The sequence below is a fragment of the Alphaproteobacteria bacterium genome (assembly GCA_015231795.1).
In the GTDB taxonomy this organism is placed as follows: Bacteria; Pseudomonadota; Alphaproteobacteria; order Rhodospirillales; family WMHbin7; genus WMHbin7.
Window position 1 is genome coordinate 35,909 of record JADGAX010000009.1, and the last position, 23,869, is coordinate 59,777.

At 60.0% G+C, this 23,869-nt stretch carries 19 protein-coding genes; 14 read left to right on the top strand and 5 right to left on the bottom strand.

The annotated features are described in order from the left end of the window. Window positions 1–2: 2 nt before the first annotated feature. Window positions 3–1,637, bottom strand: a complete 1,635-nt coding sequence (locus HQL44_15380) for an acyl-CoA synthetase (GenBank protein ID MBF0269966.1) — start codon at window positions 1,635–1,637, stop codon at window positions 3–5. Window positions 1,638–1,853: 216 nt separating this feature from the next. Here HQL44_15380 and HQL44_15385 point away from each other — a divergent pair, with 216 nt between their 5' ends. The 8 genes from HQL44_15385 to HQL44_15420 all read left to right on the top strand — a co-directional run bounded on the left by HQL44_15385 (window position 1,854) and on the right by HQL44_15420 (window position 10,177). Next, the gene (locus tag HQL44_15385) at window positions 1,854–2,807 is read left to right on the top strand and encodes a LysR family transcriptional regulator (protein MBF0269967.1); all 954 of its coding nucleotides are present in this window, start codon (window positions 1,854–1,856) and stop codon (window positions 2,805–2,807) included. Between the two features lie 97 nt (window positions 2,808–2,904). Further along, window positions 2,905–4,314 carry an aspartate ammonia-lyase gene (locus tag HQL44_15390; protein MBF0269968.1) on the top strand — a complete coding sequence of 470 codons (1,410 nt, stop codon included), beginning with the start codon at window positions 2,905–2,907 and terminating at the stop codon, window positions 4,312–4,314. A gap of 36 nt (window positions 4,315–4,350) precedes the next feature. After that, entirely contained in the window at window positions 4,351–5,178 is an 828-nt protein-coding gene (locus HQL44_15395) for a transporter substrate-binding domain-containing protein (GenBank protein ID MBF0269969.1), read from the top strand. A gap of 29 nt (window positions 5,179–5,207) precedes the next feature. Beyond that, a complete protein-coding gene (locus HQL44_15400; protein ID MBF0269970.1) occupies window positions 5,208–5,954 on the top strand; it encodes an amino acid ABC transporter permease in 747 nt (248 codons plus the stop codon). Beyond that, the gene (locus HQL44_15405) at window positions 5,951–6,727 is read left to right on the top strand and encodes an amino acid ABC transporter permease (GenBank protein MBF0269971.1); all 777 of its coding nucleotides are present in this window, start codon (window positions 5,951–5,953) and stop codon (window positions 6,725–6,727) included. The genes HQL44_15400 and HQL44_15405 overlap by 4 nt, the downstream gene beginning before the upstream one ends. A gap of 10 nt (window positions 6,728–6,737) precedes the next feature. Beyond that, complete coding sequence (locus tag HQL44_15410) at window positions 6,738–7,484, top strand: amino acid ABC transporter ATP-binding protein (GenBank protein MBF0269972.1); 747 nt, start codon at window positions 6,738–6,740, stop codon at window positions 7,482–7,484. Continuing rightward, window positions 7,474–8,898, top strand: coding sequence for an MmgE/PrpD family protein (locus tag HQL44_15415; GenBank protein MBF0269973.1), 1,425 nt, complete (start codon window positions 7,474–7,476; stop codon window positions 8,896–8,898). Before HQL44_15410 ends, HQL44_15415 begins: the two co-directional genes overlap by 11 nt. Window positions 8,899–9,337: 439 nt before the next feature. Beyond that, window positions 9,338–10,177, top strand: a complete 840-nt coding sequence (locus tag HQL44_15420; protein ID MBF0269974.1) for a hypothetical protein — start codon at window positions 9,338–9,340, stop codon at window positions 10,175–10,177. Between the two features lie 71 nt (window positions 10,178–10,248). Here HQL44_15420 and HQL44_15425 read toward each other — a convergent pair whose 3' ends face one another. Both HQL44_15425 and HQL44_15430 read right to left on the bottom strand, forming a co-directional pair. Then, window positions 10,249–10,752, bottom strand: a complete 504-nt coding sequence (locus tag HQL44_15425; GenBank protein MBF0269975.1) for a GNAT family N-acetyltransferase — start codon at window positions 10,750–10,752, stop codon at window positions 10,249–10,251. 17 nt (window positions 10,753–10,769) lie between these two features. Continuing rightward, a complete protein-coding gene (locus tag HQL44_15430; protein MBF0269976.1) occupies window positions 10,770–11,051 on the bottom strand; it encodes a DUF1778 domain-containing protein in 282 nt (93 codons plus the stop codon). A 298-nt stretch (window positions 11,052–11,349) separates the two neighbouring features. On the opposite strand from HQL44_15430, the gene HQL44_15435 reads away from it, so the two are divergent. Continuing rightward, complete coding sequence (locus HQL44_15435) at window positions 11,350–13,968, top strand: bacteriohemerythrin (protein MBF0269977.1); 2,619 nt, start codon at window positions 11,350–11,352, stop codon at window positions 13,966–13,968. On the opposite strand, the gene HQL44_15440 is transcribed toward HQL44_15435, so the two are convergent. Next, a complete protein-coding gene (locus HQL44_15440) occupies window positions 13,965–14,873 on the bottom strand; it encodes a hydrogen peroxide-inducible genes activator (protein MBF0269978.1) in 909 nt (302 codons plus the stop codon). The two genes, HQL44_15435 and HQL44_15440, sit on opposite strands and share 4 nt — an antisense overlap. 128 nt (window positions 14,874–15,001) lie before the next feature. On the opposite strand from HQL44_15440, the gene HQL44_15445 reads away from it, so the two are divergent. The 3 genes from HQL44_15445 to HQL44_15455 all read left to right on the top strand — a co-directional run bounded on the left by HQL44_15445 (window position 15,002) and on the right by HQL44_15455 (window position 17,434). Next, window positions 15,002–15,421 (top strand): rubrerythrin, encoded by a 420-nt coding sequence (locus HQL44_15445; protein MBF0269979.1) that lies wholly within the window; start codon window positions 15,002–15,004, stop codon window positions 15,419–15,421. 71 nt (window positions 15,422–15,492) lie between these two features. Then, window positions 15,493–16,845, top strand: coding sequence for a glycerol-3-phosphate dehydrogenase (locus HQL44_15450; GenBank protein ID MBF0269980.1), 1,353 nt, complete (start codon window positions 15,493–15,495; stop codon window positions 16,843–16,845). A gap of 1 nt (window position 16,846) precedes the next feature. Continuing rightward, entirely contained in the window at window positions 16,847–17,434 is a 588-nt protein-coding gene (locus HQL44_15455; GenBank protein MBF0269981.1) for a DUF3501 family protein, read from the top strand. Window positions 17,435–17,482: 48 nt separating this feature from the next. Here the strand turns inward: HQL44_15455 and HQL44_15460 are convergent, their stop codons facing one another. Beyond that, a complete protein-coding gene (locus tag HQL44_15460) occupies window positions 17,483–19,717 on the bottom strand; it encodes a ribonuclease E/G (protein ID MBF0269982.1) in 2,235 nt (744 codons plus the stop codon). Window positions 19,718–20,136: 419 nt separating this feature from the next. Between HQL44_15460 and HQL44_15465 the strand changes: the two genes are divergently transcribed. Both HQL44_15465 and HQL44_15470 read left to right on the top strand, forming a co-directional pair. Continuing rightward, a complete protein-coding gene (locus tag HQL44_15465; protein MBF0269983.1) occupies window positions 20,137–21,393 on the top strand; it encodes an N-acetylmuramoyl-L-alanine amidase in 1,257 nt (418 codons plus the stop codon). Continuing rightward, entirely contained in the window at window positions 21,390–23,840 is a 2,451-nt protein-coding gene (locus tag HQL44_15470) for a penicillin-binding protein 1A (GenBank protein MBF0269984.1), read from the top strand. The genes HQL44_15465 and HQL44_15470 overlap by 4 nt, the downstream gene beginning before the upstream one ends. Window positions 23,841–23,869: the final 29 nt, after the last annotated feature.

Here is a 23,869-nt window from a genome sequence, read left to right on the forward strand (position 1 = left end):
CGTTACACGCGTTCCGGCAGCAGATTCATGACCCGCTTCCTAAGCTCGAATTTCTGGATCTTGCCGGTCGAGGTCTTGGGCAGCGCAGAGAAGATTACTGTGCGCGGGCATTTGAACTTGGCCAGATGTTCGCGGCAGAAAGCGATCACTTCCTGCTCGCTGGTCGTTGCGCCTTCACGAAGGGTGACGAAGGCGCAAGGCGTCTCGCCCCAGGTGTCGTCGGGCTTGGCCACCACGGCGGCTTCCAGGATGTCGGGATGTCGGTAGAGGATCTCCTCGACTTCGACCGAAGAAATATTCTCGCCCCCCGAAATGATGATGTCCTTTGAGCGGTCCTTGAGCTGAATGTAACCGTCGGCATGCATCACCCCCAGATCGCCGGAATGGAACCAGCCGCCGACAAAGGATTCTTCCGTGGCCTTGGGGTTTTTGAAGTAGCCCTTCATCACCAAATTGCCGCGAAACATGATCTCTCCCATGGTCTCGCCGTCCCAGGGCACCGGCCGCATGGTCTGGGGATCGAGAACCTGAAGATCCTCTTCGACCGTGTAGGGTACGCCTTGGCGGGCCTTGAGCCGTGCTCTCTCGGGTAGCGGCAGATCGTCCCATTCGCTCTTCCAGGCGCAGACGGCGGCAGGGCCATAAACCTCGGTTAGGCCGTAGACATGCTCAATCAGGAAGCCGCGCTCAGTCATGGCGGCGATGACGGCGGCAGGTGGAGCAGCCCCCGCCGTCATCACCTTGACCGGCTGTGGGGCCGGTCGTATTTCGTCAGGTTTGGCATGGATGATGAAGGTAAGCACGGTGGGGGCGGCGCATAGATGGTTGGCCCCGTGCTCGGCGATGGCGTCATAGATGCCCTTGGCCGATACCTTGCGCAGGCAGATATTGACGCCCGCCGTCGCCGCCATCGTCCAGGGGAAACACCAGCCGTTGCAGTGGAACATCGGAAGCGTCCACAGATAACGGGGATGCAGTCCCATCTGCCAGTCGAGCCCATTGCACAGCGCATTGAGATAGGCACCGCGGTGATGCGTCACCACCCCCTTGGGATTGCCGGTAGTGCCCGATGTGTAGCTGAGGGCGATGGCCTGCCACTCGTCGGCAGGCAGTTGCCAGTCAAAATCAGGATCGCCGCCAGACAGGAATCGTTCGTATTCCGATGCCGGGTCGGCACCTTCCTCATCGATCACCACCAGCGGCGGCCTGACCGTGGCCAAGGCCAGAGCCTGGCGTGCCAATTCCAGAAAATCGGCCGAGACAAGCAGAAACTTGGCCTCGGCATGGTCGAGAATGAAGCCGATGGCGACGGCATCGAGGCGGGTGTTGATGGTATTGAGCACCGCCCCGGCCATGGGAACACCGAAATGCGCCTCGAACATCGCAGGAATATTGGAACTGATGACCGACACCGAATCGTTAAGACCGATGCCGCGCTTGGAAAGCGCCGAAGCCAATCTCCGGCAGCGGATATAGCTTTCTGCCCAGGTGAAGCGCAAATCGCCGTGTATGACCGAAAGATAGTCGGGATAAATGCGCGCCGCCCGGCGCATGAGGCTAAGAGGCGACAGCGGCACATAATTGGCGTCGTTGCGATCAAGACCCTGCAAATAGGGGCTATCGGCCTTTGCGGACATTGTTCTCTCTCCCTGGAACTGGCCGCCTTTATGAGGCCGGCGGCATTGTTCTGGGCAAGAATCTGCCTGCAAAGTTTTGCAGAACTATTCTTGGATTGTAACGAATTGTATCATTCCATTGAGCTTGCCGCTAACGTTGCATCGTGGCTTGGAGAATCGGGGCGGGGATAAGAAACAATGCCGGACAGAACAGGACAAAGAGGTCCGACACTTGACTTGAAAAGCCTTGAGGTTTTTCTGGCGATCATGGAGTCCGGCTCGATCACCCGCGCCGCCCAAAGCCTGGGCATGACTCAGTCCGCGGCATCGCAGATCCTTTCCCGCCTGGAAGCGGGTCTGGGCAGCAATCTGTTCGATCGGGTATCGCGGCCCCTGCGTCCAACCCGGGCGGGTGAGATTCTCCAGCAGCGGGCCCGAATCTTGATGGGCGAGGCCGAACGGACCGTCGCCCTGGTCAGGGAGGCGGATTTCTCGGTCATTCCCATCATCCGTGCCGGACTCGTTGATTCCTTCGCGACCACGGTCGGGCCGCATCTGGTCAAGGGGTTGCGCGGCCATGCCGATCAACTGCGCATCTGGTCGGGCATCGCCCCCAACCTCAGCCGCGATCTCTTGAACCGTTCGCTCGATCTGGTGATTGGCAGCGATCCGATGGAAGACCTGGTCGGGCTTGAGCGGCATCGCCTATTCGTTGAGCCCCTAGTTTTGATCATGCCCAAGAGCCAGGCCAAGAGTTGGAGCCGTCTGCCACTTGCTGAATTGGCGGCCAGTGTTCCCATGGTTCGCTATTCCATCCGCTCGGGTCTCGGCTCGCAGATTGACCGCCATCTGCGTCGCATGAAGATCGAGGTGCCTCCTGCCCTGGAGTTCGACGCCACGGAAGCTGTCTTCGCCATGGTTGGCGCCGGAATCGGCTGGGCAATCACCACACCTCTTTGCCTTCTCCAGGGACGCAGCATTATTCCGGAACTATCTATCATGCCCCTGCCCGGTCCGGCGGTGGCGCGCAGTCTTTACCTTGTCCTGCGCGGCGGCGAGTTGACGGTCTTGGCCGAAAGGATTGCCGACATTTCCTGCAAGACTTTAAAAAACCTAACAAAGAAGGAACTACTACCTCTTGCTCCATGGCTGTCGAAGCACATCCGGGTCGGAGAAGGAAAGGTAGAATAATAAGCGACACTTATTATATACATTATGTTTCATAATAACATTGCCCCCCCATCAGGCTTGCCCGACCATCGCCACAGGTTACTTCTGGAGCTGGGCCTTGGATCAAACTCTCTCACATTCACGCATCGAGAAGGACGCGCTGGGCTCCTGCGAACTGCCTGACGACGCGCTTTATGGTATTCATGCCTTTCGGGGAGCAGCGAATTTCGCTGTGTCGGGTCGCCTGCTGGCGGACGAACCCGCCCTGCTGTCCGCACTGGTGCAAGTCAAGAAGGCGGCGGCGCTGGCCAATGGCAAACTTGGCGCCCTGGGTCAGCGGGAAATGAACGCGCTGGTCGGCGCCTGCGACGAGATACTGGCGGGAAAACACTCAAAAAACTTTATCGTTGACCTCTTCGAGGGCTCGGGTGGCACCTCGCTCAACATGAACGTCAATGAGGTCCTGGCCAATCGCGCCTTGGAGCTGTTGGGCCAGAAGCCGGGCAATTACGATCTGGTCCATCCGAACGACCACGTAAATCTTGGGCAATCGACCAACGATGTGTTGCCAACGGCACTGAAGTTGGCGGCCTACGCCGCCAGCGGACCGACCCTGGATTCCCTCATGGCCCTGGCCGACAGCCTGGATAACAAGCGCCACCAGTTTGCTGAGGTGCTGCGCCTGGGGCGCACCTGTCTTCAGGATGCGCAACCGATGATGCTGGGTCAGGCCTTTGGCGGTTATGCGGCGGCGGTCAGGCGCAGCCATGCCCATCTGACGGACTTGCGCGAGGAATTGCTGGAGGTCCCTATAGGCGGCACCGCCATCGGGACCGGTCTGGGGGCGCGGCCTGGCTATCGCCATTGTGTGTTGAAACACTTGTCGGAGCTGGTGGGAGCGGAAGTCAAGGCGCCGCGAGATTTCTTCGACGCCATGCAGAATCTGGATGAAGCGGCGCGCCTGTCGGCAGAGCTGCGAACAGCAGCCAACATTTTGTGGAAAATTGCCAATGACCTGATCCTTCTGTCCTCTGGACCCGATGGCGGCATTGGAGAAATCGTCCTGCCCGCCTTGCAGGCTGGCTCTTCGATCATGCCGGGAAAGGTCAATCCCGTGCTGCCGATGATGGTTTGCCAGGTGGCCTTCGTCATCGCCGGCAACGATGCCGCCATCGCCCAGGCCACTCAGCAGGGACAGTTGGAAATCAATCATTTCGAGCCTGTGGTTGGCGTCAAATTACTGGAATCACTGCGGCTGCTTCAGGCGACCAGCAGTCTGTTCGCAAGTCGCTGCATCGACGGGATCGAAGCCAATGCCGAGCGAAGCCTTGCGCATCTGCTGGCATCCAGCGCTCCGGCGACGGCCTTGGTGCCGCGCCTGGGCTATGCCCGCGTCAGCGATTTGGTGAGGCGGGCATCGGTCGCCGGACGGCCTTTCCTGGAACTGGCAGAGGCCGAGGGACATATCGACCGTCAGCAGACGCTGGATCTGTTGAGAAATTGTAGCGAAGGACGAATGGAAATCTAAAATACGGGCAAGACCCGACAACAAGGGAGAAACAACATGAAAAGACAATTGATAAAGGGTGTGGCGCTATTGTCGCTGGCGTGGGGATTGGTGGCTGGAGCGGTGGTTCCAACCCTGGCCGACACCTTGGACAGAATCAAGGAACGCGGCAAATTGGTGGTTGGCGTCAAGTCAGATTACAAGCCCTGGGGCTTCATCGATGCCGCTGGCAATCTGGCTGGCATGGAAATCGACATGGCCCATGACGTTGCCCAGCGGCTGGGCGTTAAGCTAGAGTTGATCCCCGTTCAGACTGCCAACCGCATCGAGTTCCTGCAGCAGGGCAAGATCGACCTCATCATCGCCACCATGTCCGACAATCCCAAACGGCGCGAAACTGTGGGCATCATCGAGCCCCTGTACTATGCGGGCGGCACCAATGCCTTGCTGCGCAAGGGTGCGGGTATTTCAAGCTGGCAGGATGTGCGCGGCAAGAAGCTGTGCGGCACCCAAGGCGCCTATTACAATAAGCGTGTGGCGGAATTGTACGGCGCCGAGATCATCGCCTTCGCAGGGAATCCCGAAGCCATGAATGCATTGCTTGGCGGCAATTGTATCGGCTTTGTGCAAGACAGCACTTTCATCGGCTCGACCTTGGCCAGCGGCGACGCCAAATGGGCCGACTATGAAATGACGCTGCCGACGGAAGACGAGCAGGGTTGGGGCATCGCTGTGCCGCTGGCCGAACTGAATGGTCCCTACGGTGATTTCATGCGCAAGATGGTGACGGATTGGCACCGATCGGGCAAACTGATCGACATCGAACGCAAATGGGGCATCAAGCCCAGCCCCTTCCTGCAAACCATGAATAAGATGTATCGTTGACTTGAACCCCTTTAAAGGGCCCCTGATCGATGGAAACGGTGTGGGAATGGTTCCGCTGGCTTGACAAGGCGCACGGAATCGACCTGTCGGTGTTTTACGACGCCGGTGACCGGCACCGTTTCCTGATGGGCTTTCTGACGACCATCCTGCTTTCCATGACCTGTCTGGTTTCCAGCCTGGCCATCGGCTTTATCGGCGCCTGGGCGCAGCAGTCGCGCTTCCGGCCGGCGCGTCTTGCCGTTGGCGCTTTCATTCAATTCTTCCGCAATACGCCGCCTTTGGTGCAGCTATATTTCTTCTATTTTGCCATTGGCGGAATGCTGCCGAAATTGGCCGATGCTTCCGGCATGGCCAGCCCAATGTTTGGCAGTTTCTTTTGGGCGGCGGTTTCGCTATCGCTGTTCGGGGGCGCCTTCAACATCGAAATTTTCAGGGCGGGCATCGAGGCCGTTCCCCGCGCCACCATCGAGGCCGCCGAATCCCTGGGCTTCAGCAAGGGCCAGATCTTTCGGCTGGTCGCCTTTCCCCTGGCTCTGCGCTTCAGCCTGCGGGCGCTGAACAACAACATGGTCAATCTGGTCAAGACCACATCGCTGGCCTATGCCATAGGTGTGCCCGAGCTTCTTTACGTTTCAGCGCAAATCTGGTCGGATCAGTTGAATACCCGCGAAATGATGACCCTGCTGTTGTTCAGCTATGTTGGACTGGTCGGAGCAATGGTGTGGGGCATGCATCGTTTGGAACGGGCCTTGCGCATGCCGGGATACGGCCAATGATTCTGTCACCTTCCCGCCGTTGGCTTCTATTCTTGCTGCTAGCATCGTTTGCTTTGTCCTTGCCACACGAGGCGCTGGCGGCACCCGGCCAGCCGGGAATTCTTGCCAGCTTGCTCAAATGGACACCACTGATTTTCAAAGGGTTCTTGCTGAACCTGTTGGCCAGTGTGCTGTCGATGGCACTTGGCTCCTTGCTAGGCGCTTTCCTAGGCTTGGCCCAAATATCGCCGAATCGCTTCGTCGCCAAGTCGGCCTGGGCGGTCACGCAGTTTTTTCGCAATGCGCCCTGGCTGGTTCTGCTGTTCTACACCGTTCTGCTGATTCCCTTCGAGATCAGAATAAGTGGCGGCTCGATTCCCTTGCCCGATACGGCAAAGGCCATTTTGGGTTTGGCCCTTCCGGTCATGGGAAATGTGTCGGAAATCGTGCGCGGCGCCGTGCAGTCGGTTCCATCGGGCCAGTGGGAGTCGGCGCAGGCGCTGGCCTTCACGCGCCGCCAAACGCTATGGATGATTATCCTGCCGCAATGTTTGAAACGCATGCTGCCGCCTTGGATGAATCTCTATGCCGTTCTGACCATGGCAACACCCTTGATTTCCATTGTCGGCGTCGAGGAGGCCATGACCATGACCCGCGCCGCCCTGGCCGCCGAGAACCGCAGCGAGCTTCTGGTGCCAATGTACGGCATGTTGCTGGTTTGGTTTTATCTGTATTGCGCCCCCATCGCCGCCTGGACCAAGCGTCTGGAAAAGCGTTTTGGCGTCAAAGCCTAGGAGATTGCGCATGACCTGGACGCCCGAGCAACCGATTGTGAAAATCACCGACGTTCATAAGTCGTTCGGCAAGACGGAAGTATTGAAAGGGGTATCGATGAATGTCGCCGCGGGTGAGGTGGTGTGCATCATCGGCCCGTCCGGTTCCGGCAAGTCGACGCTGCTTCGTTGCATCAACGCCCTTGCGGTCATCGACCAGGGGTCGGTGCAGGTTGAAGGACAAGAGGTTCACGACCCTGACCTCGACCAACTGGCCCTGCGCCGAAAGGTCGGAATGGTGTTTCAGCAATATAATCTGTTCCCGCACAAGACTGCTTTGCAAAATGTGATGATGGCGCCCATTCATGTGCTGGGCGAGAAACGCGATGACGTTGAAGCGCTGGCGCGCGAGCTGATGCGCAAGGTTCGCCTGGCGGGCAAGGAAAACCATTATCCGGGCGAGTTGTCGGGCGGCCAGCAGCAACGCGTCGCCATTGCCCGCTCGCTGGCCATGCGACCCGATATCATGCTGTTCGACGAGGTGACGGCGGCCTTGGATCCCGAGACGGTCAAGGAAGTGCTGGTCACAATCCGCGACCTGGCCCTGGAGGGCATGACCTGCCTTCTGGTAACACACGAGATGGGCTTTGCCCGCGAGGTTGCCGACCATGTCTATTTCACCGATCATGGCGTGATCGTCGAGCATGGGCCGCCGGAGACTTTCTTTTCAGAAGCGAGAGACCCCAGAACGCGCGAGTTTCTAAGCCATGTCCTTTAAGAGTGATGCCGCCTACCATTTGGGTTCTTGGGCGTCCAGCCTAAGGCTGGACGATCTGCCGGGCGAGGTTCGGCTGGCTGCCAGGCACTGTCTGATGGATGTGATCGGCGTCGCCCTGGCGGCCAGCAACCATCCCACCGTGTCCATGGCAGGCCGCCATGCCGGGAATGTCTTTGCCTCAGGCAAGGCGCAAACCGTGCTGGGAGGCTTGCCGTTGTCAGCACCTGGAGCAGCCCTGGTCAATGCCACGGCGGCTCATGTGCTGGATTTCGACGATACCTGCTTTGACGGCATCGTCCATGCCTCGGCGGCGGTCTGGCCCGCCGTTCAGGCGGTGGCGGACATGACGAACAGCTCGGGTGCTGAATTGCTGGCGGCTTTCATAGCGGGCGTCGAAGTGGAATATGCCATCGGTAGGGCCCTGACCGAGGACCTATATTATCGCGGCTGGTGGAATTCGGGATTGCTGGGCACGATCGGCGCGGCGGCTGGTGTCGCCCGCGTCCTTGGGTTGGATGCGCCAACATCTGCCCATGCGCTACGCCTAGCAGCCGGCATGTCGGGCGGCATCAGGTCCGTCTTCGGTGCGTCATCCAAACCCGTTGGCTTGGGCCGAGCTTCAAGGGCCGGGGTCGAGGCGGCGCTTCTTGCTCAGGGTGGCTTTGTCAGTTCGTACGGCTTGTTCGAGTCACCCAATGGCGGGTTTGCCGCCACCCTGAATGGCGGGAACTGGAAACAGGAAGAGATTTTGAAGATTGGAAGACACTTCTCGCTAGTCAGTCCGGGAATCGCCTTCAAATCCTATCCGGCCTGCTCGGCAAACCAGGCCGCCGTCGAGGCAACCCTGTTATTGCTGAACGAGGCCGCCTGTGACGGCGCCAGTGTCGTTGCAGCGGCCTGCACCGTAACGCCGTTAGTCGCCGCCTGCCTGACCTACAACCGTCCATCTTGCATTGAGGAAGCCCAGTTCAGCCTACCTTTCGCCGTCGGCACGGCGCTGGCCAAGGGTCAGTTCGACGTCTCGTGCTTGAACGAGCATTGGCTTATGGATACCGGGCTGCAAGCTGCGATGCAGAAGGTCACGATGACAGCAGATGTGTCTCTTTCGGGGGGTAATTCAAACTATCCGGAGGCGGCCGAAGTTGCCTTGACCTTTGCAAACGGGTCGCTGCTCAAGAAATTCCTGGGCGCCGCGACCGGAATGCCGACAAGGCCCATGTCGCAAGACAAGCTCGTGGCCAAATTCAAATCCTGCACCCAGCCGTTGTTGGGGGACCATAGTGAAACTTTGCTGTGGCAGATTCTTGAAATCGAGCGGCAGCCAATCGCCTCGAATTTGTGGAACTTGCGCGCCGAACGTCATCTAAGCCCCCCTTCGCAGGCTATCGGTCAGCTACACCGGTCTGGCCGATAAGAAGCTGCTTTGACAGCATGGCGTGACCCTCTAATTCAAGACCCTTGCCGAGGCCACCAAACTGGGACAAAGTGTCGGAGAGAGGCCGTTCGATATGTGCCGTAACGTACTGTGATTCAAGAGTTATTTGGAGCGGATTGGAGATTCCCTCTCTCTCCGCCATTAAAAAAGCCCCCATTCGGGGGCTTTTTTAATGGCCTGAGGGAGCGGTGAGCGGACCCTTGTTCGACCCCGAGCGCGCGACTTGACTCGCGCGAGGGGCGGGGAGGGGCAAAGCCCCGACCCAATCCCTCTCTCAGCGCCAATTTCTTCACGAAATCAATTCTCTGTCTTCGGATGAGCGCCTGAAACTTAGGCTTTCCGGGCCGTTATGGCGTCAAAGCTGTTGACCTTGTAGGCCGACGGAGATCGATTTCGCCGCCAATCCCTTTTCTCTCCTTTGCGATATTCTCTGAACGCTGTTGACCTTGAACCAGATGAAGGTACGAGTTTTGGCATAGAGAAGCATTGTGAGGCGGAAAATTTATACGCTGCCACCAGAATCTACGAATCGCGCGCCCAAACGGCTATTCCGGCGAAGTTTTCTATGGTGACCAGTGATTTTTCCCTTGGCAGTTGCTTGCAATTCAGTCATCACAAATTAATGACTGACCGTACATTGACGCCTATCTTCTTGGGAGTCTTAGCTCTCCTGATTGGGGTGCTTGCTATCGGATTCCCTCTTGTCATAATCGGCGTCAGGGGATGGAACGACGGAGTTTGGAGTTATCTCGGCAGCTTGCTCGGTTCGTTCCTCGGTTTATTGGCGCTACTTGCGGGCGCCTTCTACAACGCAGAACTCAACCGAGTCCGCGATGACCGACTGCGCGATGAAGAACGCAAGGGACTGGCAGGGGCCTTGTTGGCTGAAACAGCGACCATCTGGAAGCAAACCGATAGCTTGCAGAATCATTTTGGTCCTGGTCGCCGAGATCCGTTGGCGAATGCTGTCATAATGCAAACTCTAGCGCCTGATAGGTCTGTCACTTGGGAGGCCAATGCCCATCGCGTTGGGCTATTTGACAGCCAACTCGCCGTTGATCTGTCAGAGTTTTTCTCAAGAGTAGCCTTATTTCGGAGAGCGGTGGATCAGATCAAACCATCTGATGACTACACCGAGATAGTGAGTGTTGCTCCACGTCTTGCCGACACGGCCGAGAGCCTCATTTCTCGCCTAGCCGCAACCGCGCAGGTTCCCCCTCCGAGATTTGCTTCAGCGAGCACTGAGCCGGATATCTAGATCCGGTCTCAGGACGAGGCGTAAAAATTGGGGGCAGTGTCTTTTTAGAATTCTCGCTCTCACCCATCCCCTCACCCACCCACCAACGCCCGCACAGTCTCAATCGGCATAAGCATGACGCGCTCGCCGAGCGGCGACAAAATGAACCCGCGATCCAAGTAGAAAGTGACGGCGGCATCGTCGATGGCGTGGGCGACGACGGCGCGCACGCCCGCGATTTGGGAGGCGGCAAGGCACCGTTTGAGAGCGTCCGCCAGCAACGCCGTGCCCAGGCCTTTGCCGCGCCATGCCTCATCCGCGGCAAGCCTGCCGATCAACAGCAGCTGCACCTGATCGGGGCCGCCTTTGCGCAATTTCGCTGAGGGAAGAAGCTGGCGCTGCTCAAGCGCCGTGGAAATCGAGAAATATCCAACAACGTGGGCAGGATTGTTCATCGGACAGACAACGTAGGTGCGAGCAGACAATCCCTTGCTTGCCCGTGCGCGTTCGCGCAGCCAGTTATCTAGGGAAGGGTGTGCGCCATTCGAGAAGTGCTCAACGTCATGCCTTGGCCCCAGGGGTTCGGGCGCCAGCAACAAAGGCGCTGCGGCGCCTACTTTTCCCAAGGGGCCTTCCGGCTCAAGAGTGCTTTGGCCTTGGCAGAAGGTGGCGGCGGTGCATCAAGCAGTTTAAGAAAGCGCGCATGCGACTCGGCATCCTGGAAGAAGGTGCGCTGGTCGAGAAGGGTCTCTTCGGCCTGTTGGCGAGCGCTTTCCAACATGAACTCGGACAGCTTTTGTCCCCGCATGGCGGCTGCGCGAACGAACAGCGCCTTGGCGTCAGCCGAAGCGCGAATTTGAATGACATCGTCCTTGGCGCGGGCGGTTGCTGACATGAAAGTCTCCTGAACTTTATCGAGCCAAGCCTAGCAAATGTAACGACATTGTCAATACACTGGTCACCAAGCAGGCGGCCTCGCCCTTCCTGTCTTCCACCGGCGCATTGTTTAGCCGCACTGGCGAGTGAATAGGGTGGTGCCCTAAGGGGTCTGATTCCGCCCTGCCAAGACTGACAAATGTGATCAAAATCGACATGCGTCATGGTGGGATTTGGGATGACGTGCCGCTAATTAAAAGGTAATAACCTTATCTCCGCTGAGGCTTTGCGGCCCTGGCAGGATCAGGACATTAGGCATGAAAATTCGGCATATTCAGGTTTCCAAGGGCGTTCACTGGGTCGAGGTTCAAGACCGCGATCTCAGGATTCTATGCGGCTGTCCTGCAGATTCGGTCAAACATCTGATCAAGCGGGGCCTGATCGTTCCCCAGGCGGTCAAGGGCGTCGATTGCGAGACCGGCCCCAATACGATCCTATTGTCCGACCTGCCCTTGCAGAATGGCGAATTCGCCAATTTGGCCGAGTTTCCCGTTCTGCAGATGCTTTACAAGCAGGGCATGATTTTGCCCAATCATCCCAACAATACCGGCAAACGCCCGATGCTGATCGGTCTGCCCGAGCAGGTGTCGGCGCAGATGCGCTACATTTACCGCGGCAATTACGGTCTGATCTCGAAGGAAGAGATCATGCAGGCCGGCTTCGGCGCCCAGCAAGCCGAAGCGATGATGCGCCTTAAGCTGAAATTCGCCTTCGGGCGCATCCGCCCGACCGAGGAATTCCTGGAATGGCGCATGCTGGACGACGACCCGGTCGAATTGGCCGAAGGCGTTGTCTTAAAGCGCCTGCGTTCCAACCTGTTCGAATTTTCCTTCGCAGACGAGAAGGTCGTCATCGACTTGAATCTCTCGCCCGAGGAAAGCTACGAGTCGGCGTATCCATTGGGGTTTAGACGCTACTCGCCGGAATATTTCGCCGTCATCCATTCCGGCGAAGGCGACGGCTGGGACGTCAGCCGCCCCAGCATGTCGAGCATCATCACCTATCAAGGGCGGCTGTACTTGATCGATGCCGGTCCCAACCTGTCGCACATTCTGGCCGCCCTGGGCATCGGCATCGATCAGATTGACGGCATCTTCCACACGCACGCCCATGACGACCACTTCGCGGGCCTGACCACCTTGATGCGCTCGGGGCACCGCATCCGCTATTTCTCGACGCCCCTGGTGCGCAGCACGGTGGCCAAGAAACTGGCCGCCCTGCTGGACACGGAAGAAGACCGCATCCTGCACGATTATTTCAAGGTGCATGATCTGGTCTTCGACCAGTGGAACGACATCGATGGGCTTGAGGTCAAGCCGATCTTCTCGCCGCATCCGGTGGAAACCAACATCTTCATTTTCCGCTCCCTGTGGGGCGATAGCTATCGCAGCTACGCGCATTTCGCCGACATCGTCTCCTTCGACGTGCTTGCGGGAATGGTTGCCGACGACGAGACGGCGCCCGGCCTAAGTCCCGCGGATTTCGAAGCCGTCAAGCAGGCCTATCTGACGCCCGCAGACGTCAAGAAAATCGACATCGGCGGCGGTCTTATCCATGGCGCCGCCAAGGATTTCAAGGCCGACCGGTCGGGGCGCATTCTGCTGGCGCACCGCTCGGGCGATCTGACGCCCGAAGAAAAGGAGATCGGCTCCAGCGCCGCTTTCGGCACGTCGGACGTGCTGATCGAAGGTCAGTCGGAAGGGTTGCGCCGCTTCGCCTATTCGCTGATGGAAAAGCATTTGGAAGGCGTTCCCGTCCATCATCTGAGAACGCTGCTGAACCACCCTGTAACCGATTTCAATCCCGGCGCCATCTTCCTCAAGGAAGGTGACATGCCCGACGACATCATCCTGGTGCTTTCTGGAACGGTCGAAAAAATCCGCACCAAGGACGATGTGTACGCCTTGCTATCGGCGGGTGCGCTGATCGGCGGCATGGCGGCCCTGACCAAGCGGCCGTCGCAGCACACTTACCGCGCGGTTTCCTTCGTGCAGGCGCTGCGCTTTCCCTTGGGTCTTTACGTCAGCGTGGTGCGCCACAACAAGCTGCTGGACAAGATGCAGGGCACGTTCGACCTGCGCAGCTTTCTGGAATCGACAAGCCTGTTCGGCGAGGGCATTCCCGCCGTCGTCATGAACCGCATGATCGAAGAGTCGAAGATCCACCATTTCAAGTCTGGCGAGATCATTCCCAGCGAGGACATGGATGTCTTGAACCTGATCCGCAAGGGACGCGTCGAACGTTCGGCGGGCGGCGAGGTCATCGAGATGCTGGAGCGGCGCTCGCACTTTGGCGAGGAAGAGGCCATCTTCAAGGCCCCAGGGCAATTCCGCTTGAAGGCGGTCGAGGAAACGCAAGTCGTGCAGTTCCCCGGCGATTTGCTGGCCGATGTGCCGATCGTGCGCTGGAAACTGTTCGAGGGTTGGCAAAGGCGGGCCAAGCAGGCGGCGCACCAGTTAAGCCACAAGGGCAGCTTCATCAATTGGCGCGACACTTTCTCGGTGCGCATCGCCCACATGGACATGCATCACAAACGCCTGATCTCGATTGGCAACGCAGTGCTTGAGAATCTGCGCACCGACGGGCGGGGCGCCGCCCTCATCAAAGCCGCCGAGGCGCTGGCCGATTACGTCGATTACCACTTTCAGGCAGAAGAAGATCTGATGGCGCTGTATGATTATCCGGGCATTGCCGAGCACAAGATCCGCCATCAAGATCTACGCCAGCAAGTGTCGCGCCTGACCAAGGAAATTCAGTCAGGCGCGCGGCCCAGCGAAAAGGATTTCAAACACCTGTTTGAATCTTGGATCATCCATCATGTCCTGGGCGAGGACAAAGCCTATGGCGCCTTCCTGAATTCCAAGGGCATTTACTAGCTCTTGCCCGCCAGAATATCGGTCAGGGTTTTTCCCAACAGCTTGAATTCGGCGCGTCTGCCCGAGGTGCGCCGCCAAGCCAGACCGATCTCCCTGGCCGTCTCCTTGCCGCTTAAGGGGCGGATGGCCAATTGCGACGATCCGATCAGGTGCGATTCCTTGGCCATGTCGGGAACCAAGGTCAGGCCCAAACCGCTGGCGGTCATCTCGACCAGCGTGTGCAGGCTGGTTCCCTGAAAGCGGTTGGCGCGCATGCGTCCCGGCAATTTGCAGGCGGCCAGGGCGTGCTCGCGCAGGCAATGGCCGTCTTCCAGCAGCAGCAGCTCGTCGGCGGGGATGTCTTCAGGCGACACGGATTTCTTGGCCGCCAGCGGGTGGCTGGCTGGGCAGACCAGCCAGAAGGGATCACGCCCGATCATCATGGTTTCAGCCCCCGGCGTGTCCATGGGAAAGGCCAAAATCAGCACGTCCAACTCGCCGGACGCCAGTTGATCCAGCAGATGCGCCGTCTGGTCTTCGCGCAAGAACAGCTTCAAATCGGGAAAGCGGTCGCGAATTTGGGGAAGAACGCGGGGCAACAAATAGGGGCCGATGGTGGGAATGATCCCCAAGCGCAGATCGCTGCACAGCGGTTTGGCTCCGGCCTTGGCCGCCTCGACCAGCCCCTCGGCCTCTTCCAGGGTGCGCCTGGCCCGTTTGGCGATCTCGAGTCCGACCGGCGTTGTGACCACGCGCCGCTTGGTTCGTTCCAGCAGGCGCACGCCCAGTCCCTCTTCAAGTTCCTGGATGCCCGAAGACAGGGTTGATTGCGTGACGTTGCAGGCCTGGGCGGCGCGACCGAAATGGCGACATTCCACCAGTTCGACCAGATAACGCAATTGGCGCAGGGTAGGCAGGTTTATCATCGAACACCTCGATTAATAAATTCATATAAACCAATTGGAACGATTTTAGTCAAGGGCGTATCTTGATGCTGTCAGACCAGCCGCAACCGGCATGGCCTAAGCAACGTCCTTAAATCGAGGAGAGAACCATGGCACAGCTCAAAGGCTCAAAGACGGAAGCCAATCTCAAGGCGGCCTTTGCGGGCGAATCGCAGGCCAATCGTCGATATCTCTATTTCGCGCAGAAAGCCGACATCGAAGGCTACAATGATGCGGCGGCGGTGTTCCGTTCGACGGCGGAGGGCGAGACCGGGCATGCGCACGGCCATCTCGAATTCATGGAAGCGGTGGGCGATCCGGCCACCGGCCTGCCCATCGGGCCGACGTCGGACAATCTGAAGGCGGCGATTGCCGGTGAAACCCACGAATATACCGACATGTATCCGGGCATGGCCAAACAGGCCCGCGAGGAAGGGTTCGACGAAATCGCCGACTGGTTCGAAACGCTGGCCAAGGCGGAAAAATCGCATGCCGGACGTTTCCAGCGTTCGCTGACCGAACTGGGCTGAGAGGACCTTGAAAGGCCGGGAAGCAAGTCTTCCCGGCCTCTCCTTCAACGCATACGGAAAGAGGAAGCCACATGTCCGAAGGCAGCTTGCAACGGCCGTTTCGAAAGCCGATTCCCTGGCGGGACGCCGATTTCACCGATCCCGTGAAACTGGACCTTGAATTGCGCCGCCAGTTCGACATCTGCCACGGTTGCAGGCGTTGCTTCAATCTGTGCGAGAGCTTCCCCAAGCTGTTCGACCTGATAGATGCCGCGAAAACCGGCGAGCTGGACAGTGTGGACAGCCAAGATTTCAAGCCAGTCGTCGATGCCTGCACCCTGTGCGACATGTGCTTCATGACCAAATGCCCCTATGTGCCGCCGCACGAATTCGACATCGACATACCGCATTTGATGTTGCGCTATCGGGTGGCTCAGGCCAAGGCGGGCGAGATCGGATTTGCGCATCGCCAGCTGACCGAGACCGACCGCAACGGCAAGCTGAACAGCGGCGCCTTGTCGGGCGTGGTGAACTGGGCCTCGTCATGCAAGAACCATGTGACGCGTCCTGCGATGCAAGCAGCGCTTGGCGTCGACAAAAAGGCGGATCTGCCGAAATTCACCAACAGAACGCTGGTCAGGCAAGCCGCCGAGGAGCCGCTTCAGGTCAATCGCGACGCCCCGGCCTTTGGCCGCAAGGCGGTGATCTACGCCACCTGTTTCGCCAATTACAATCAGCCCGAGATCGGTCTGGCGGCCAGGCAGGTGCTGGCCGTCAACGGCGTCGAGACCAAGGTCGTCTACCCTGAATGCTGCGGCATGCCGCAACTGGAAACCGGACAGATCGAGCGCGTGGCTGAAAAGGCCAAGCGCGTCGCCGCAGAGATGGGCCAATATATCGACCAGGGCTGGGATATCGTGGCGTTGGTGCCGTCATGCGCGCTGATGCTGAAATTCGAATGGCCCCTCATCGTGCCTGGCGACCCTGCGGTCGAGAAACTGGCGGCCTCCACCTTCGACATTCCGCAATATGTGATGGCGATTGCCCGCAAGGAAGGCATGGCGCCCGGGCTGAAGCCGGTTGTTGGCGGCGTTACGGTGCATATCGCCTGTCACGCCAGGGCGCAGAATATGGGCCGCAAGGCCGAAGAGATGTTGAAGCTGATCCCCGAAACCGACGTGTCGGTCATCGAGCGTTGCTCGGGCCATGGCGGTGCCTGGGGCATCATGAAAGGCAATTTCGACGTGGCGCTCAAGGTCGGCAAGCCGGTGGCCAAGCAGGCCAAGGAAAAGGGCAACGGCATCGTCGTTTCGGAATGTCCCCTGGCCAGATCGCACATTCTTCAGGGGATCGAGCAAGAAGGCGGCGAAACGGGGGCGATCTTGAACTTCACGCATCCGATTCAAATTCTGGCGCATGCTTATGGAATGCAGGGAGGAAAGTAAGATGGCGAAAAAGCAGATCACAGCCGCCGACATCTTGCCGCTCGAGGCCTATGGAAGCCAGCGCAAGCAGCACAGAGCGAGCATGGTCGACATGAAGAAGAGCCGCCGCCTAGCCGTAGGTCCGCACGCTACCTTCCATTTCGAGAATTTCGACACCATGCTCTATCAGGTCCATGAAATGCTGTGGACCGAGAAGGGCGGGGCGGAACAGTTGAAGGACGAGCTTGCAGCCTATAATCCTCTGGTGCCCAATGGCGCCGAACTGGTGGCGACCTTCATGCTGGAATACGAGGATCCGGACAGGCGGGCGCAGGCCCTGTTGGGGCTGGGCGGCATCGAAGAGACGATCTCGCTGCAAATCGCCGAGCAGCGCATCGCGGCCAGTTGGGAACAAGAGGTGGAGCGCACGACGCCGGATGGCAAAACGTCGTCCATCCATTTTCTGCATTTTTCCATGTCGCCGGAAGCCCGTCGCCTGTTCAAGACGCCGGGCGCCAAGGCGGTTCTGGCGGTCGAGCACCCGAACTACGCCCATATGGCGGTGATTCCCGAACATGTGCGGGCGGCGCTGGCGGGCGATCTTGAATGAAAAAGGGCCGGGAAAACCCGGCCCTTCCTCAATTCTTGAAGCCTTCAATCAGCCCAAAAGTTGGTTCCACCAACCCTTGCGCTTGGGTTTGGCGTCGCCTTCAGGCTCGATCGTCACGGGCGGCAGAGCCTCCTCGATCACCGCTGGCGGCGGCGGGGTCTGGCGAACCACCGGCATGATCGGCTCGTCGCGCACAACCGGCAGGGCGGCTGGTTCGAACGCAGCGCCTTCGGTTGGCTGAGCATTCGGCTCGGCGGCCATCGCTTCGCCATTCTCGCCGCCTTCACGGCCGCGCCTGCGTCGACCGCCTCTGCGGCCGCGCCTGCGCTTCTTGCGGGCGCCATCGTCGTCGCCTGCCGGGTCAGACGAGGCTTCGGTCTCTTCGCCCTCGCCGCCCTCTTCCTCGCCGTCGGCCCCTTCCTGGGCCTGGGCGTCGGCAGCCGGGCGATTTTCGCCGGTGCGCTCGCCATGGCGCGGCTTGCGCCTGCGCCGCTTGCGTCCCCGCTTGTCCGATCCCTCGCCCTCAGAAGCCTGACGCTCGGGCGTCTCTTCGGCTTCCTCTTCGACGTCGGGCTCGTCCTCTTCCTCGATCTCGGGATCGTCCTCGATCACGATGGGAGCATGGGTTTCCGAGGAAACGGGACGGGCGACGCCCTCTTCTTCCTTGGGCTTTTCCTTGGTGCGCTCGATGCGGTATTGCGGCGAGATCAGGCTTTCATCGCCCGTTACCATCACCCTAAAACCGTGTCTGGCCTCGATATCTGTCAGCGCCTGGCGCTTCTGGTTCAGGATGTACAGCGCCACCAAGACCGGCACAAATACCGTGATCTCGGCCGAACGGCGCTTGGCGCCCTCCTCCTCGATGGCGCGCAGCACATGCACGGCGGTCGATTCCGTCGAACGCACATGACCGGCGCCTCCACATTGCGGACAGGGCAGGAAGCTGGTCTCCATCAGGCTGGGACGCAGGCGCTGGCGCGACATTTCCAGCAGACCGAAGGGGCTGATGCGCCCGATCTGAATGCGCGCCCGATCGCCGCGCAGCGCATCTTTCAAACGCCGTTCGACATTCTGGTTGTTGCGCCGCTCTTCCATGTCGATGAAGTCGATGACGATCAGGCCGGCCAGATCGCGCAGGCGCAATTGGCGGGCGATCTCGTCGGCGGCTTCCAGATTGGTCTTGTAGGCGGTCTCTTCGATATGGCGTTCGCGGGTGGCGCGGCCAGAATTGACGTCGATCGAGACCAGGGCTTCGGTGGGATTGATGACGATATAGCCGCCGCTGCGCAGCTGCGCGGTGGCGCTGTGCATGGCGTCCAACTGGTTTTCCACCTGGAAACGCTGGAACAAGGGCATCGCCGGGTCTTTGTAGGGCTGGACCTTCTTGGCATGGCTGGGCGTCAGCATGCGCATGAAATCCTTGGCCATGCGGTAGCCTTCGTCGCCATCGACCAGAACTTCGTCGATGTCCCTGGCGTACAAGTCGCGGATCGAGCGCTTGATCAGGTTGGCTTCTTCATAGATCAGCGCGGGCGCCGTCGATTTCAGGGTCAGCTCCCGGATCGAATCCCAGGTGCGCAACAAATACTCGTAATCGCGCTTCAGCTCGGCCTTCGAACGCTCGGACCCAGCCGTGCGCACGATGACCGCCATGCCTTCCGGGATTTCCATGTCGGTCACGATCTTCTTCAATCGCTTCCTGTCGGCCATGTTGGTGATCTTGCGCGAAACGCCGCCGCCCCTAGGCGAGTTGGGCATCAGCACGCAATAGCGGCCCGCCAGCGACAGATAGGTGGTCAGCGCCGCACCCTTGCCGCCGCGCTCTTCCTTGACCACCTGGATCAGCATGATCTGGCGGCGCTTGATCACTTCTTGAATCTTGTATTGGCGGGTCAGGCGCTGGCGGCGTCGGCGCTCGGCCTCTTCCACGCCGTCCTCGCCGCTCAAGGTATCGAGCGATTCCTCGCTCTCGCCGTCATGGTTGGACTCGTGCGCCTCGGCCTGCTGAAGCGCTATCAGCTTCTCGCGGTCGGCGACCGGGATTTGGTAATAGTCGGGATGGATTTCCCCGAAGGCCAGGAAGCCATGGCGGTTGCCGCCATATTCGACAAAGGCCGCCTGCAGCGACGGCTCTACGCGAACCACCTTGGCGAGATAGATATTGCCCTTGATCTGCTTCTTGGTTGACGTCTCGACGTCGAACTCTTCAAGTCTGGTTCCATTCACCACCACCACCCGGGTCTCCTCGGGATGCGTGGCATCGATCAGCATGCGTTTTGCCATTAAAAGGGAATCTCCAATAGTCCGGCAGGCAGGCGTTGACGCCCGCGCGCACGGCGGTTGTTCTGGTTTGGCCCCGGCGCGCGCCCAAAGCTCCGCCGATCCGCGTCATGTCGCTGGATGGCAAGTTTGTTGGGAAGGGCGGCAATTGAGGCCTCGAAAAATCAATGATGTCACACGCTCTACCCTTAAGTTTTGCGCAAGACCGGAATTCACGTTGCAGATCCGGGCCTGGGCCGGGGCGGCACGCCTGCGGCTTTGGACGTATCCAAAGCGGGGGCAGCCCCACTTTCGGGCAGTAACGGGAGGTAACATATCGTTCTTGCCCGCAAACGGCAACTTTCTTTTATTTGAGCGGGGATCGGGGTTGTGGGAAGGGGTTGGGCGGGGGTATATCTGCGCCCAAGGTAGGTTTGGCAGGCATGAGTCGTAAGCGTTTCCGTTTTCAGTCCTTTCTGACGGGCTTTCTGGCCGGGTTGGTTCTGACGCTAAAGGTCGGCGCCGCCCTGGCGGGTCCGGCGGCCTTGGGATTCCGGGCGGGCGAACATGGGGATACGACCAGGATCGTTCTCGATCTGAGCGAGGAGGCGCCCTATCAGGTCCGCCAACTGACGGGTCCCGACCGCATCGCCATCGACTTCCCTGGACTGGAATGGCGGATGAAGTCGGCCCTGCCCAGCAGGGGCGTTGGATTGGCCAAGATGGTGCGAGCCGAGGGCGTGAGCACCTTGGTCATCGAGCTGGCGCGCCCTGCCAAGCCTGCAAAAGTATTCTATCTGGCCCCCGGGGGCGGCAATTCCTGGCGTTTCGTGATGGACTTGGTCCCCGCCAAGCCGGGCGAGCGCGAGAAAACCGCCCTGGCCAAGCCGGCGGCCCAGCCGCCCGCCGCCGCCAAGCCGCCTGCGCCTGCGCGTCCGGGCAAGCAACCCGCCACCGCCAAAGCGCCCCCTCCGGCGGCCGAGCCTGCGCCCGCTCCGGTCAAGCCCAAGCCGGTGATCGTGATCGATCCCGGTCATGGCGGCGTCGATCCCGGCGCGGTCGGCGCATCCGGCGTCTATGAAAAGAACATCGTGCTGGCGATGGCGCGCGAATTGAAAGAGCAGCTTGACGCCACGGGCCGCTTCAAGGTGGTGCTGACCCGCGACCGCGACGTTTTCTTGAAGCTGCGCGACCGCGTGGCCAAGGCCAGGGCGGCGGGTGGGGACCTGTTTCTTTCGCTGCATGCCGACTCGCATCCCAATCTTCAACTGTCTGGCCTGTCGGTCTACACGCTTTCCGAAAAGGCGTCTGACGCCGAGGCCGAGCAATTGGCCGAAAGCGAAAACAAGGCCGACTTGATCGCTGGCATCGATCTGTCGAACGAAGCGCCGGAAGTCGCCAACATCCTGATCGATCTGGCCCAGCGCGAAACCATGAACCTGTCGGCCAATTTCGCGGGCAAGGCGGTGGGCGGGCTGGGGCGCGAGGTCAAGCTGCTGTCGAACACGCATCGCTTCGCGGGTTTCGCGGTCTTGAAGGCGCCCGACGTGCCTTCGGTGCTGGTCGAACTTGGCTATCTGTCCAATCCGAAGGAAGAACAGCTTTTGAAGACCGAAGCCTATCGCGGCAAGCTGGCCAAGGCCTTGGCGCATGCCGCCACGGAATATTTTGACAATCTGCGCAAGGCGGCCAGCCCGTGACCAGATTGTTGCGCTTTTTCGGCATTCTTCTTTTGTTGGCGCTGCTGGGCGGACTGGCGGCGGCGGCGGGCGGCTTGGCCCTGTTCTACCATTATGGCCGGGGACTGCCCGACTTCTCGCAGTTGGCCAATTACCAACCTCCGATCTCGACGCGCATCCATGCGGGTGATGGGCGGCTGCTGACCGAATTCGCCATCGAGAAGCGGGCCTTCGTGCCCATCAACGCCATTCCCAAGCGGGTGATCGACGCTTTTCTGTCCGCCGAGGATAAATCCTTTTACACCCACACGGGCGTCGATCCCTTGGGCATCCTGCGCGCCGTGGTGACGAATCTGAAAAATATGGGCGGCTCGCGCAGGCCCGTGGGCGCGTCCACCATCACCCAGCAGGTGGCCAAGAATTTTCTTCTGACCAACGAAGTGTCCATCGAGCGCAAGGTCAAGGAGATGATCCTGGCCTTCCGTCTCGAGCGGGCCTTTACGAAGGACCATATCCTCGAGCTTTACCTGAACGAAATCTATCTGGGCATTGGCGCTTACGGCGTCGCTGCGGCTACGACGCACTATTTTGACAAGTCGCTCGATGAATTGTCGATTGCCGAAGCGGCTTTCCTGGCCGCCCTGCCCAAGGCCCCCAACAACTATCATCCGCAGCGTTTTCCCGAAGCGGCCAAGTCGCGGCGCGATTGGGTTCTGGAACGCATGGCCGAGGATGGGGTGATCAGCCAGGCGGAAGCCGACGCCGCCAAGGCCGAGCCTTTGTTCATGCGCCCCAGGCCTGACAGCATCTATGTGCGCGGTGCCGATTGGTTCGCCGAAGAGGTGCGCCGTCGTCTGGCCAAAAGTTACGGCGAGGAAACGCTTTACAAGGGCGGCCTTTCGGTGCGCACCAGCCTGGACCCGCGCTTGCAGGAACTTGCCGACCGCGTGCTGCGCCAGGGATTGCTGGCCTATGATCGCCGCCATGGATGGCGCGGCCCCATCGGCCGGGTCGAACTGAGCGCGGATTGGACGACCCAACTGGCGCAGGTTCAGCCGCCGGGCGGCATCGATCCTTGGGAAACGGCGCTGGTCCTGGCGGTGGGTGAGAATTTCGCCGATATCGGTCTGATCGACGGCAGCCGGGGCCGCATTCCCTGGACTGAACTGTCCTGGGCGCGCCCCACGCTGGAAGAACAAGAAGTGGGGCCTTCGCCCAAGCGGGCTTCTGATGTCGTAAAGCCCGGCGATGTGGTGGCGGTTCAGCCGGTGAAGGCGAATTCCGAGGGCGTGGCCTATCCCGCCCACAGCTACGCGCTTCGCCAGCCGCCCAAGATCGAAGGCGCTTTGGTGGCGATGGATCCGCATACGGGACGCGTATTGGCCCTGTCCGGCGGATTCTCCTATGCGCGCAGCCAGTTCAACCGGGCGACCCAGGCCATGCGTCAGCCCGGCTCGGCCTTCAAGCCCTTCATCTATCTTGCCGCCCTCGATGCGGGCTACACGCCCTCGTCGCTGATCTTGGACGCGCCTTTCGTGATGGAACAGGGACCGGGCCTGCCGAAATGGAAGCCGCAGAATTACAGCGGCGAATTCTACGGCCCATCGACCATGCGCCTTGGCATCGAGAAATCGCGCAATCTGATGACCGTGCGCCTGGCCCAGGCCATCGGCATGGACAAGGTGGCCGATTACGCTCAGCGATTCAACATTACGCCGAATCTGCAGCCGGTGCTGTCGATGGCGCTGGGGGCGGGCGAGACGACGGTTCTCAACCTGACCAGCGCCTATTCGATGATCGTCAATGGCGGGCGCAAGGTAACGCCTTCGCTGATCGACCGCGTGCAGGACCGCAACGGCAAGACCGTGTACCGTCACGACATGCGCCCTTGCCCGACCTGCACGGCCGCCTTCTGGACCAACCAGTCGCCCCCGGTGGTGCCGGATACGCGCGAATACGTCACCGATCCCTTAAGCGCCTATCAGATGACCTCGATGCTGCAAGGCGTGGTCGAGCGCGGCACCGGCGCCATCATCGCCAGCGTCGGCAAGCCGCTGGCGGGCAAGACCGGCACCTCCAACGACTTTCGCGACGCCTGGTTCGTGGGCTTCTCGCCCGATTTCGTGGTCGGCGTCTTCACCGGCTTCGACGATCCCCTGACGCTGGGCAAGAAGGAAACCGGTTCGGCGGTGGCGGCCCCCATCTTTCGCGATTTCATGAAGGAAGCGCTGGCCGACAAGCCCGCAACGCCCTTTCGCATTCCGCCGGGCATTCGCCTAGTGCGGGTCGATCAGCAGATGGGCCGCCCGGCCGGACCCAACGACAAGAACGCCATCCTTGAAGCCTACAAGCCCGATCAAATGCCGGGCGACGGCGGCGTGCTTGAAGGCTTTGGCGGCATGCAAGACGACAATGGCGTGACTCCCCAGGGCGGGCCTTCCGCGCCGTCGGCGGGCGGGTTGTATTAAGACATGGTTTGCGTTAAAGAGCTTGGCCG